Annotated in this window: 16 protein-coding genes and 1 pseudogene; 8 read left to right on the top strand and 9 right to left on the bottom strand. The window is 59.7% G+C overall.

Going from position 1 to position 11,155, the window contains the following annotated elements; translation table 11 throughout:
- The 5 genes and pseudogenes from BN1800_RS42410 to BN1800_RS15910 all read right to left on the bottom strand — a co-directional run.
- A partial coding sequence (locus BN1800_RS42410; protein ID WP_425299019.1) for a helix-turn-helix domain-containing protein occupies positions 1-259 on the bottom strand: 259 nt, incomplete at its 3' end.
- Between the two features lie 131 nt (positions 260-390).
- Positions 391-915, bottom strand: a pseudogene (locus tag BN1800_RS15925) (4Fe-4S binding protein); the annotation flags it as partial.
- Positions 916-920: 5 nt separating this feature from the next.
- Positions 921-1,772 (bottom strand): FTR1 family iron permease, encoded by an 852-nt coding sequence (locus tag BN1800_RS15920; RefSeq protein WP_086999264.1) that lies wholly within the window; start codon positions 1,770-1,772, stop codon positions 921-923.
- Positions 1,769-2,122, bottom strand: a complete 354-nt coding sequence (locus BN1800_RS15915) for a cupredoxin domain-containing protein (protein WP_179213802.1) — start codon at positions 2,120-2,122, stop codon at positions 1,769-1,771. Before BN1800_RS15915 ends, BN1800_RS15920 begins: the two co-directional genes overlap by 4 nt.
- Positions 2,123-2,162: 40 nt before the next feature.
- A complete protein-coding gene (locus BN1800_RS15910) occupies positions 2,163-2,708 on the bottom strand; it encodes an iron transporter (protein ID WP_086999258.1) in 546 nt (181 codons plus the stop codon).
- A 204-nt stretch (positions 2,709-2,912) separates the two neighbouring features.
- Here BN1800_RS15910 and BN1800_RS15905 point away from each other — a divergent pair, with 204 nt between their 5' ends.
- On the top strand, positions 2,913-3,593 hold the full coding sequence (locus BN1800_RS15905) for an NnrU family protein (protein WP_086999255.1): 681 nt from the start codon (positions 2,913-2,915) through the stop codon (positions 3,591-3,593).
- Here BN1800_RS15905 and BN1800_RS15900 read toward each other — a convergent pair.
- Together BN1800_RS15900 and BN1800_RS15895 are read right to left on the bottom strand one after the other, a co-directional pair.
- Complete coding sequence (locus BN1800_RS15900; protein ID WP_086999335.1) at positions 3,554-4,186, bottom strand: UbiX family flavin prenyltransferase; 633 nt, start codon at positions 4,184-4,186, stop codon at positions 3,554-3,556. The two genes, BN1800_RS15905 and BN1800_RS15900, sit on opposite strands and share 40 nt — an antisense overlap.
- 4 nt (positions 4,187-4,190) lie before the next feature.
- Positions 4,191-5,693: a UbiD family decarboxylase gene (locus tag BN1800_RS15895; RefSeq protein ID WP_086999332.1), complete on the bottom strand. Its 1,503-nt coding sequence runs from the start codon at positions 5,691-5,693 to the stop codon at positions 4,191-4,193.
- 124 nt (positions 5,694-5,817) lie between these two features.
- Between BN1800_RS15895 and ubiT the strand changes: the two genes are divergently transcribed.
- From ubiT to BN1800_RS15860, 6 genes are all read left to right on the top strand, one after another.
- Positions 5,818-6,303, top strand: coding sequence for a ubiquinone anaerobic biosynthesis accessory factor UbiT (gene ubiT / locus BN1800_RS15890; RefSeq protein WP_244564520.1), 486 nt, complete (start codon positions 5,818-5,820; stop codon positions 6,301-6,303).
- Positions 6,294-7,271, top strand: a complete 978-nt coding sequence (gene ubiU / locus BN1800_RS15885) for a ubiquinone anaerobic biosynthesis protein UbiU (RefSeq protein ID WP_086999252.1) — start codon at positions 6,294-6,296, stop codon at positions 7,269-7,271. Before ubiT ends, ubiU begins: the two co-directional genes overlap by 10 nt.
- Positions 7,272-7,275: 4 nt before the next feature.
- A complete protein-coding gene (gene ubiV / locus BN1800_RS15880; protein WP_244564519.1) occupies positions 7,276-8,214 on the top strand; it encodes a ubiquinone anaerobic biosynthesis protein UbiV in 939 nt (312 codons plus the stop codon).
- On the top strand, positions 8,207-8,659 hold the full coding sequence (locus BN1800_RS15875; RefSeq protein ID WP_086999247.1) for a hypothetical protein: 453 nt from the start codon (positions 8,207-8,209) through the stop codon (positions 8,657-8,659). The genes ubiV and BN1800_RS15875 overlap by 8 nt, the downstream gene beginning before the upstream one ends.
- 291 nt (positions 8,660-8,950) lie before the next feature.
- Positions 8,951-9,268 (top strand): TraR/DksA family transcriptional regulator, encoded by a 318-nt coding sequence (locus tag BN1800_RS15865; RefSeq protein WP_086999241.1) that lies wholly within the window; start codon positions 8,951-8,953, stop codon positions 9,266-9,268.
- A complete protein-coding gene (locus BN1800_RS15860; RefSeq protein WP_179213801.1) occupies positions 9,219-9,758 on the top strand; it encodes a hypothetical protein in 540 nt (179 codons plus the stop codon). The genes BN1800_RS15865 and BN1800_RS15860 overlap by 50 nt, the downstream gene beginning before the upstream one ends.
- 25 nt (positions 9,759-9,783) lie before the next feature.
- On the opposite strand, the gene BN1800_RS15855 is transcribed toward BN1800_RS15860, so the two are convergent.
- Positions 9,784-10,071: a hypothetical protein gene (locus BN1800_RS15855; protein ID WP_086999236.1), complete on the bottom strand. Its 288-nt coding sequence runs from the start codon at positions 10,069-10,071 to the stop codon at positions 9,784-9,786.
- A 146-nt stretch (positions 10,072-10,217) separates the two neighbouring features.
- On the bottom strand, positions 10,218-10,436 hold the full coding sequence (locus tag BN1800_RS15850; RefSeq protein ID WP_086999233.1) for a hypothetical protein: 219 nt from the start codon (positions 10,434-10,436) through the stop codon (positions 10,218-10,220).
- Between the two features lie 158 nt (positions 10,437-10,594).
- On the opposite strand from BN1800_RS15850, the gene BN1800_RS15845 reads away from it, so the two are divergent.
- A complete protein-coding gene (locus BN1800_RS15845) occupies positions 10,595-11,143 on the top strand; it encodes a threonine transporter RhtB (RefSeq protein WP_143533986.1) in 549 nt (182 codons plus the stop codon).
- Positions 11,144-11,155: the final 12 nt, after the last annotated feature.

Here is an 11,155-nt window from a genome sequence, read left to right as displayed (position 1 = left end):
AACGTGCTGCCCGATAGCAAGCCAGCCCACCATTGCGACGGACTTCACGACTGATCGTAGAGGGAGATCGACCTAATGTGCGGGCGATCGATCGTAAAGAACACTGCGTGCTGAGCCCTCGGGATATCTCCTCCCGTTCATTTAGACTGAGTGCCTTCGGCGCTCGTCGCCGCTCGGCTGGGCGTATGCCACCAGCGGGGGAGATCACGGAGAATACGGATGAAGATCCCCGATCAAAAAGGCGTCCGATCGACTTCATAGACTCGCCAGCCTGCCATCGGTCCCAGATCTCCGATCGCTGAGCAGCAGAAAAATACATGCGACGCCGACGCTTCATGTCCACACTCCTCTTTGACAAAAGAATAGTGTGTTGCATTCATCCCGTGAGCCCACCACGCTTACCGGACAAAGAAAACGGCACCATACGCGTTTCGCCTTGCCGTAACGGGCCCCAATAGCGATCGCAGCCAAAGTCGATCCGCCAAGAACGACGACGGCCGGCGCGGGATATTGGTAGACGCTTGTCAGCTGGCCGTAGATCGTGGTCATGATGAAGGCGACAGTCGGCCAGCCCGGCCATTTCAACCAGGCCGGGATCGCCCGCCCCGCGCCCCGCTCGCTCGCCCATTCCGAGAGCGCACCTTCGGGGCACAGTATTCCGCACCAGAAGCGGCCCACCAACGCGGTGCTTAGCAATACGAACGGCCACCACACTCCCCAGAAGGCAAACTGCGCGAAGCGGACCGCATTGTTCCAGATAAAATCTGTCCGCGTCGGCAAGGGCATCAGCGCCGGGCCTAGCAGAAGGGCCAGATAGACCGCGATCATGCCCCATTGCAAAAGGCGGATGAGCCGCTGCTGGCGGAGGAGCCATTGCCCCGCGCGATCCAGGTGATCCGGAACGGGTCTCAGCATCACAGTTATGCAGCGAGCGAAAGCTGCCGGCGCGGCCGCAGAAGATACCCGATTGCGAGCCAATAGGCGGCATAGAGAAGCAACGGAAAAAGTTCCGGTCGGGCCCGATAGCCGGAGAGACCCGCAATGAATGCCCCTAGTCCGCTGCCGTCATCAAGAACCCGGCTCGTGTCCCAGATCGGACCCGACAGTGGCGCCACAAGCCCCAGGCCGATCGCCCGGTCGACCGCAGTCATCAAGAGTCCCGCGCCCACGACGAGGAGCAGCGCTTCACTCACGCGGAAGAACAGGTTCCATGACAAAGCACTCGCCCCCCACCGCAGCATCAGGTAGCTAAGGCCCGCTGCAAAAATGCCGAGTGTTGCCGAAACCAGGTTCGAAAGTACACCCGTGCCAGACGCTCCTGCCAGCAATCCGTAGAGAAAGACGACCGTCTCGCTGCCTTCGCGGCCGATCGCAACTGCGGTGAGGATCGAAAGGCCCAGCCATTTGCCGAGCTCGCTCGACCGGCGCGCGACAGCCCCGAGCTCACTGCTCATCTGCCCTCCACCGCGGCGCATCCACATGACCATGTGCACGATGAGGCAGGCGGCGGCGGCGACCATGACCAATTGCAGAATGTCCTGCCCGTCGCCCGACAGAAAGCTCTCAAACGAGACCAGGACCACTGCCAGCGACAGGGCGAGGAGAAGACCGGAGGCGATACCGGCTGCCAGCGCCAAACATGCCTTTCGCTTGCGCTCTGGACCGCCTCTGAGCGACCATGTCGCCAGAATGCCAACCACAAGCAGCGCCTCGAGGCTTTCGCGCCAGACAACAAACGTCACCTGAAACGCCTGTGCTCCCGTCAGCGTCATCGTGCGATCAGCCTTGCCGGCGGCATATCAAGGTGAAAATCGTCAAAAAAGGCATAGTTGCCGGGAGCGAGGTTGCGAATGACGATGAAGCTCTTCGCACCTGGTGCTAGCACTTTTTCCTTCCGGAGCGGCAGGCTTTCAAATTCGACCGGGCTGGAGCCGTCGTTCTGAAGCTCGAGCTTGAAACGGGTGTTTGCCGGAACCTCGACCACCGCCGGCGATATCACGCCGTTGCTCATGTGAATGACGAATGTCGGATAGTCATCTTCGGCACCAGCTGGCATGGCGGTTGCCAATAATGATAGAACAGATAATGCCGGTAGGGCGGCGGAGACACGCTTTGCTGACATGGGTGGGGAAGCTCCACTACGGTCGTGGTTCAGACGGTAATCAGTATCCACCCTTCTTGCCGACGCCGGCAAAAACGAAATCGTAATTGAGCGTGAACTCGTTGGGCCAGGCGGCGACGCCGGTCTCCTTATCGACGTGGCGCCCGAATGCCATTTCGCCATGCCCGCCAGGATGCACCGTCAGGACGAGACGGTATTTGCCGGGGCCGAAGAGCTTGACGTTGTCGCCGTAATGCGGTCCGTCGCTGGCAACCATTGGTCCAAGCGCGCCCGAGGCTTCCCGACCATTTGCGTGGTTCGTCAACTGATATTCGACGTGCAGGTTGGGAAGCCAGTCTCCTTCCGCGAAACCGTTGGCATTGTCAGCGGTTGCGTGAATGTCGGCTTCAAGATGGATATCCGATTGCGAGGCCTCAAGCATCATTCCCGGCGGGTCCATTTCGACCGGTTGCAAAAAGACCGCCGCGACCTCCATCCCCTTAACAAGTTGCGGCTCGCCGATCGGATATTCGGCCGCCCGCACGAGCGCGGGCGCAGTTGCGAGCGAACCGATTGCGATGACCGTAGCCAGTGTAAATCTTGACATGAAAGAGCTCCGTTGCTGCCGCTGGACCCGTTGTTGTTTGAACTATTCAAACATGATTTGCTTACTCACCTTTATGGCCGTCAATCGTGCCGCTCTTTGTTCCAGCGCAAATACGAAGCCAGGCGCCGCGTTTGAGATTTCGCAATGAAGCGATGACTGAAGAAGGGATAGAGGATGGGGTCGACAACTACTTGAGGGTTGAACGTGCAGGAATTCGCAGCCGCCTTCGCAGTCTTCATCGCGCTGCATTCGATCCCGGCGATCCCGGCTCTGCGTTCGTGCATCATCAGCATCGTCGGAAGACCGGCCTACTTCGTCGTCTATTCCGTCATCTCAACGGCGGTTCTCGTCTGGGTCTTTCGCGCCGCGCTGATGCTGGACTACATCCCGCTTTGGGATTTTCGGCCCTGGCAGGCAATCGCGACGTTTGTCCTGGCCCCGGTGGGTATTTTTCTGGTGATTGCCGGGCTCTTGAGCGACAATCCGCTGTCGATCTCGCTAGCACGAGGATCGACGCCCGGAGCGGTCGTCAGCATCACGCGGCATCCGGTCTTATGGGGCTTTTTTCTTTGGGCGGCCGGGCACGTGATCGTCAACGGAGACCTTCGCTCCCTGCTGCTTTTCGGCGGATTTGCGCTCTTTGCCATCGGAGGCATCCCCATGGCGGAAAAACGCGCCCAGCGCCGCCTTGGCGCCGGCTGGGCGACTGTTGCAGCCCGCACATCAAATGTGCCGCTGCTTGGCGTTTTGACAGGGCAAATGAAGCCGCGCTTCGACATGCGTCTCGGCGTGGGCGCCTTGGCCACCGCTGCTTTGGTGGTGTGGTTGCTAGTGGCTGGCCACAGCTATCTGTTTGGGACCGACCCGCTTTCCCTGCTCGGTTGAGCCGGGCCAGGGCCGGCAGGCCGTTCTCCCTGCCAGGTCTGCGCAAGTGGCCGGATCGGCAATGCCAGTAGGTCGATTGCTCGTGAAGCAATGTGGTCCACGACATCAGCGACCGTTTCCGGCTTCTGATAGAAGGCCGGGACCGGCGGCATGATGATGCCGCCGCACTCGGTGACGGTAACCATGTTACGCAGATGGCCAAGGTGAAGCGGTGTCTCGCGAGCCAACAGGACGAGTCTCCGCCGCTCCTTTAGCTGCACGTCGGCTGCGCGCACGATCAGGTTGTCGGAGAAACCTGCGGCGATCCCCGCCAGTGTCCGCATCGAGCATGGCGCGACGACCATGCCATGAACGGGAAACGAGCCGCTGGCGATGGCTGCTCCGATGTCGGCGGCATCATGGGCTTTGCGCACCTTGAGCAGAAGCTTGCCATAGGCATCCGCGCTGATCTCATGGGCAAGCGTGCGCCGTCCCGCTTCCGAAACCACGAGATGAACGTCGATGCCGTGTGCAATAAGCTTGTCCGCAATTGCGACACCGAAGATAGCGCCCGAAGCGCCGGTGATCGACAACACCACGCGAGGTGCTGTCAGAGGGTCATAAATCACGTTTCACCCTTTCCCAAATGGCACCGGCGCGGGCCGAAACCTCGGGCGGCATCGACAAGACACGCCCCCAGTCGCGCTCCGTCTCCGAGCCGATCTTGTTGGTCGCATCGCAGCCCATCTTGGCGCCCAAGCCAGGTCTCGGCGAAGCAAAGTCAAGATAGTCGATCGGCGTGTTTTCGATGACGGTCAGGTCGCGGCTGGCGTCGAAGCGCGTCGACAGGGCCCAGATGACGTCGGCCCAATTGCGGACGTTGATGTCGGGATCGACCACGATGATTAGCTTCGTGTAGTTGAACTGCGGCAGCATCGACCAGAGACCCATCATAATCCTCTTGGCCTGTCCCGGGTAACGCTTGTCGATCGAAACCACGATCGCGCGATAGGAGCAGGCCTCCGGCGGCAGCCACAAATCGCATATTTCCGGAAACTGCCGCTTGACGATCGGCACGAAGAGATCCGTCATCACCTCTCCCAATCGCGACGGTTCATCGGGCGGGCGGCCGGTGAATGTAGAGAGATAGAAGGGTTTTTTCCGACTTGTCATGGCCGAGACGGTCATTACCGGGAATGGCTCGACGCTGTTGTAATAGCCTGTATGGTCGCCGTAGGGTCCCTCGGGCGCGCACTCCGTGGCTGACACCGTACCTTCCAGGATAATCTCCGCATTGGTCGGAATTGGCATCGGAACGGTCAATGCGGAGCTCACTTCTGTCCTCGCCGATCGCAGGAGGCCGGCAAAGTTGATCTCGCTGACGCCTTCCGGAAGGGGCATGACCGCCGAGAGAATGCTGATGGGGTCTGCGCCTATCGCGATTGTGACGGGCATGTCCAATCCTTTGCGCTGCCAGGCCTGATGATGTTTTGCTCCGCCGCGATGATCCAGCCAACGCATAATGAGTGAGCGTTGGCCATGCACCTGCATCCGGTATATCCCGACATTGATATCGGACGGATCGTCCGGAGAGCGCGTAATCACCATCGGCCAGGTGACGAGTGGCGCCGGCTCGCCCGGCCAGCACCATTGGATCGGAAGCAGCGAAAGGTCCACGTCCTCTCCTGCGCGCATCACCGCCTGCGCCGGCGACCTTGCCCGGCGCTTGGGTCGCATTGACATCGCCGCTCGCACAAGCGGCAACTTGTCCCAAGCCTCCCGGATGGTCTTCGGCGGGGTTGGCCGATGCAGCTCGCCCAGCATGGCCGCAAGGTTTGCTAGGCCTCCGGTCGGCAAGCCGAAGCCGAGTTCAATCCTTTCACGGGTACCAAAGAGATTGACGAGAACAGGAATGTCCTTGGTCCTGCCGGACGCATCGACCGGCGTCTCGAAAAGAAGGGCCGGACCGTCTTCTTCCATGGACCTTCGGTGGATCTCTGCCATCTCGTGGACGAGTGAGACCGGCTCGCTGATACGGTGAAGCAGGTTGCGCCGTTCCAGGTCGAGCGCAAAGCTTTGGAGGTCTGGAAATGTGGCAACGGGAGCGGCGTGATTATTCATCCGCATGCCCATCGGTAAAAAAATCCGGCCTGTCTTTGAGATGGCGCAAATACCGGCCGATCAGCCGGCGCTAAAACCGGTTCCCGCTACCAATGAGGCGCGCATGTTATTCCGACCACGGCTGATGGCTTCCTTGCACGCGGTTCCGTTACCGCTTGCTCAAGGCGTTTCGGCTTTCCTGTTTAGACAGATCCTCGAACGGTATCCAGGACTCTTTGACCGGCTGGGAGCTTTCAAGGAAAAGCGAATTGCGTTTGTTCCGACGGATTTGCCCTTTTCCTTTCTGGTCGATCCGTCCTGCAAGACGATAAAGGCGGTCCGAAAGAGCCACCCGATTACGGCAGACGCGACGGTCGAAGGTCCCCTGGCGCTCTTGCTGGCGCTGGCGGAGGGGCGCGTTGATGGCGACGCCGTGTTCTTTTCGCGCCGCCTGACGGTAACCGGCGATATGGAAAGCGTCCTTGCTCTTCGAAACGCTCTCGACGACTGCGATATCGACATTGCCGAAATCATCGCCAAGGCCGCCGGCCCTCTGCACCCGATGCTGAGGTCATTGATGGTTTCGATCCGCAAACGGGCCCTAACGTCGGAGGGGCTCTCATGGAACTGATTTGTCCCGCAGGGACTCCGGCAGCCTTCAAGGAGGCCGTCGACGCAGGCGCCGACGCCGTTTATTGCGGCTTTCGCGACGAAACCAATGCCCGCAATTTCCCCGGCTTGAATTTCACGCGGGAGGAGCTTGCCGCGTCAATCGAATATGCCCGGGCCAAAGGTGTCCGAACCTTCGTGGCGCTTAACACGTTCATGACGGCGGGCTGCGAGAAGCTCTGGTGTTCAGCCGCCGACGACGCTGTGGCGATCGGGGCGGATGCGCTCATCCTGGCTGACTTCGGCCTGATGGCCTATGTCGCGGAACGCCATCCCCAACAGCGCCTGCATGTTTCCGTGCAGGCGTCTGCGTCAAACCCTGATGCGATCGCCTTTCTCGTAGATATGTTCAGCGCAGCACGCGTCGTTCTACCGCGCACGCTGACAATTCCCGATATCGCCCGGCTTGCCCGCAAGATCAAATGCGAACTGGAGGTCTTCGTCTTTGGCGGCCTGTGCGTCATGGCAGAAGGACGTTGTTCGCTATCCTCTTATGCCACGGGAAAGTCGCCGAACATGCAAGGCGTCTGCTCGCCTGCCAGCCATGTGCGCTACCGCCAGGAGCCGGACGGCCTCGTCTCCGAGCTTGGCAATTTCACCATCAATCGCTTCGGGCCTAATGAGGCTGCGGGATATCCCACCTTATGCAAGGGCCGTTTCGACATCGCCGACAGCCAAGGCTACGCGTTCGAGGATCCGACGTCGCTCGACGTCATGGATGAGATCGATTCGCTGAGGGCAGCAGGCGTTTGCGCGCTTAAAATCGAAGGGCGCCAGCGCGGCAAAGCCTATGTCGGCGAAGTCGTATCTACGCTTCGCGCCGCGGTCGATGCGGCCCCGGCCGAACGGTCTCGCCTGCTTGCCCGCCTGCGGACATTAAGCGAGGGGCAGAAAACAACGCATGGCGCCTATGAGAAACGGTGGAGATAACGACGTGACCGATCATTCGACGACGCTTGTCCTCGGTCCCGTCTATTATCTCTGGGACGCCGATCGCTGGCGTGATTTCTATTTCCGCATCGCCGACGAAGCGCCGGTCGACACGGTCGTCATCGGCGAAACGGTTTGCTCGAAACGGCTGCACATCACCGAACCGGTTTTTGCGGATGTCGTCGACCGGCTGGAAGCGGCGGACAAGTCCGTCAGGCTTTCAACGCTTGCCCTGATTACGCTTGATCGCGAAAGTCAGTATCAGCGCGATCTTATCCGTGGCGGTGGCCACGTCATCGAAGCCAACGACCTGTCGGCCCTCAATTTGCTGAAGAGCCGCAACCACGCCGTCGGGCCTCTCGTGAATGTCTATAACGGCCCGGCGGCGCGGTTCCTTGCAAAAAGCGGAGCATCGACGATATGCCTGCCGCCGGAGTTGCCGGCGGTGTCCGTCAAGGCGATCACGACGGATTGCCCGGAACTCGCCTTCGAGCTTTTCGCATTCGGCCGCCTGCCGCTTGCGGTGTCGGCGCGCTGCGCGCATGCAAGGGCGAAAGGCAGGATCAAAGACAATTGTCAGTTCGTCTGTGGCGAAGAACCTGATGGTTTGACCGTAAAGACGATGTCGAACCAGCCGTTTCTTGCGCTGAATGGCGTTCAAACCGTTTCCTATACGTGCCAGGCGTTGCTGCAGACGGACGCGGATATCAAAGCGCTCGGCGTGTCGGCGCTGCGGCTGTCGCCGCAGGTCTGCGATATGGTCGAGGTCGCCGGGATCTTCCTCGATCTGACGAAAGACAAGATCGATCCTGACGAGGCGGCGCTTCGCCTGCGAACGGCCTATCCGGCCGTACCCCTGTCGAATGGCTTTCACCATGGTCACGCAGGGGCCGAATGGGTCGCCCGCAGCCGCAACGCCACGATGAGGGGCCCCAATGAGTGATTCCAATTCCGTTCTGGCCGCAGCCAACGTCCAAGCTGTCATCCACCAGGTCCGCGCGATTATTCGCACCAACGCTCTGGATTGCAAGTGCCGTGATGTGGTCGATGACGCGCTTGAGGATCTCGAGCGCCGAGAGACGGCAGTCGCCACCAAGGAACTGCTGAAAGCTGCCGTCGGGCAAAGGGACAAGATCATAAAGCTCACAGAATTGTTGCGCGACCTCGGTGATGTGTCGACCGGCTCCGATGGTGGGGTCATCGACGAGGCCGCGCTGCTGTTTGAAGATCTGGCCATGCAGGCGCAGATGGGATCGCAATTCCTGCACGCGATCGCACGCAGCAGCGATATCCCGGCCGCAAGCCCGAGCAACCGGGATGATCCGGGACGTCTGCACTGGAGCAAAGACCGACCCGCTTCGGCTTGCAGCGTTGAGGGCGCGCAATGAGATCGGGACTTCATTAATGGCCTGCGACCTTACGACACATCGCCGTGACACTGTGATCGCGATGGCCGCGTCCGGTATGGCGCTGTCAGGCGAGGCGATGTGTTTCATCGATGCTTTTGAAGACTGCAGTGTTCCCTCGGCATCGGCCTTTCGCCGACATGATCGGTCTCTGCTACTGCGCCTTTGCCGCCGCCTCAACACCTGTGCTGTCCACATTTTGACGCAGATCAAGATGATCCGCCCGAAATCGCCCTAACTATGATCGGCAGAGGAAGAACCCGGAGAACCAGGATGCAAAAAGAGAAATTCGAAAAGATTCTGCGGGGCCGATTGCAAGATCTGAACCGGCGCCTGCACCTCGTTGATAGCGATCTGGGGCGGCGAAAGGATGCCGACGATGAGGACCGTGCCGTCGAGCTCGAAAACAACGACGTGCTGGAGGGCTTTGGACGCGCGGGCCAGGAAGAGGTGCGCGCCATCAACGCCGCCCTGCAGCGCCTGGAAAGCGGAACCTTCGGCATCTGCGTAAAATGTGGCGCGCCGATTTCGGAAGCGCGTCTTGAAGCTGTTCCGTTCGCCGTCAAATGCCAATCGTGCCTCAGCGAATAAGCCGCACGACGATATTCAAGGAAGGCACGTGCCGGCGGTCGTCAGTGGATGTTACGCACTGCAACAAGGGGAGCACCAGGTCATGGAGTATGGCATCGTAGCAGCCAGGTTGGACGCGGACGAGAAGTCGGGATGCATCATTTTGCAAGTCGGTTTACAATGCCGGACCGTCCTGGTGACGCGCCGCGCCATACTGAACGTCGCCTCCCCGCCGCGCTCGAGCGAGGCGCATTTCCTGGAGCACGTCAGGACGTTTTGCGAGATTGCCGTCAATCGTATGCAGACGCTGATTGTCAATCAGGACATCGTTATCACGGCAGACGACGTGCGGGGCTGGCGCCGGCATTGGCCGTCATCTCCAGCGAAGCTTTTCTCTCGCTCGAATGAAACCCGCAACAGCTGGCGTCACATTGGCAAACAGCCACATCATCTGCGGCTGGTCTCAGCCAAATCCCCGGAGGAAAAAAGCTGTACCGTGGAAGGAAGCTGAGCGGTTGGACAGCCGACGGGGAAGGTCAGTGCCGCTGGCAGGGATCTGATTTCCACTTGGAGACATCGCCGGCAGAGATATGGATACGGCCGTCAGACGCAATATCCTTGACGCAGTGCTTCGCGCGCACGATGTCGCAGAAAAGCCCGATATCTTCCTGCAGCCGCGTCTCGTCAGCACGCGGCGGAGAGGCGACGTCGAGGAGCGCCTGTTTGTCGACAACGGCAATCTGATTGCATCCGGCCTCCTCAAGGATGATCATGGCATTTTCGCCGGAAGAGCGCAGGAAGGCTGTAACGAACTTCAAAGACATCGCGATACCTCATCGCTCGATGAACAAGCGCCCCAGGGGCGCTCATGGCGCATAGAATATGCCGCGCTGACAAATATCGCCGCAACGCGAAGCGATGTCGTTGAGGAAGATCAAAATCGCTAGATGTTTCGATGTTTGTGGGCGGGTTATTCCGATTCCATCATCAATGCCGTGCTGAGGTATCCGAGTGCGATCGTATCGCCAAACGCGAAAATGAAGACGCCCTGGGCCACGTAGCTTTCCACCGGGCCGAGCGAGGCTGCTGAATCCGAAAAACCTGTTGTCCAAAGAATTGAACCCGCTACGCTCCCGATGAGGAAGCCGATGGCCATTCTGACGATGATAAACCGGACGAGCTGGGGCATGGCGCAAAAAATCCTTAACGCCTCATACGGAAAACAGCAAAACGCCTAAAAAAGTTCCACAAGCAGGGCAAGCTCTTGACCTTCGTCAAAGCGGTCCCTCCCCTTTCCGATCAAATAGTCCCGATCAGATTGACGGGGAAAGCATGACCCAATTTTCGATGGCTGCCGGTGCCTTTGCGCTTATTGCAATGCCGGGTCCGACCAATACGCTTCTTGCGCTCGCTGCCTACCGACGGGGAGTATGGCAACTTGCAATTCTCGCAACAACTGTCGTTGCTGCTTACCTGTTAGTGGTGGTTTTGCTTACGGTCCTTACCGGAGGGTTGCTGCATTCCCATCCACAGGTCGCCGCCGCCCTCAAGCTGGTCTCCGCTACCTGGGTTTTATATCTTGCCTTCCGGTTGTGGTCCGCGGCCGGTCCACTATCGGCCGCCGACCTCTCGGTGCGTCATGTCCTGATAACGACGTTGCTCAATCCGAAGGCAATCATCATCGGGTTGGCCATGGTCCCTGCGGCCGGCGTTTCGACGCAAATCCCGCACCTCCTGGCCATCGCCTTTGCTGTCGCTGCAGCCTCGACGCTTTGGCTTGTACTCGGCAAGCTTGTGATTGGAGGGCAGGAAACGCTGTCGCTGCTCGTGCGCCGGTGCAGTTCCGCTGTCCTCATGCTGTTTTCAGCCAGCTTAGCCGCCAGCCTTTTTACCTGATGGAAGGCACGT

This window comes from Rhizobium sullae (assembly GCF_900169785.1).
Taxonomy (GTDB): domain Bacteria; phylum Pseudomonadota; class Alphaproteobacteria; order Rhizobiales; family Rhizobiaceae; genus Rhizobium; species Rhizobium sullae.
This window is presented reverse-complemented; position numbering and strand designations above follow the sequence as displayed.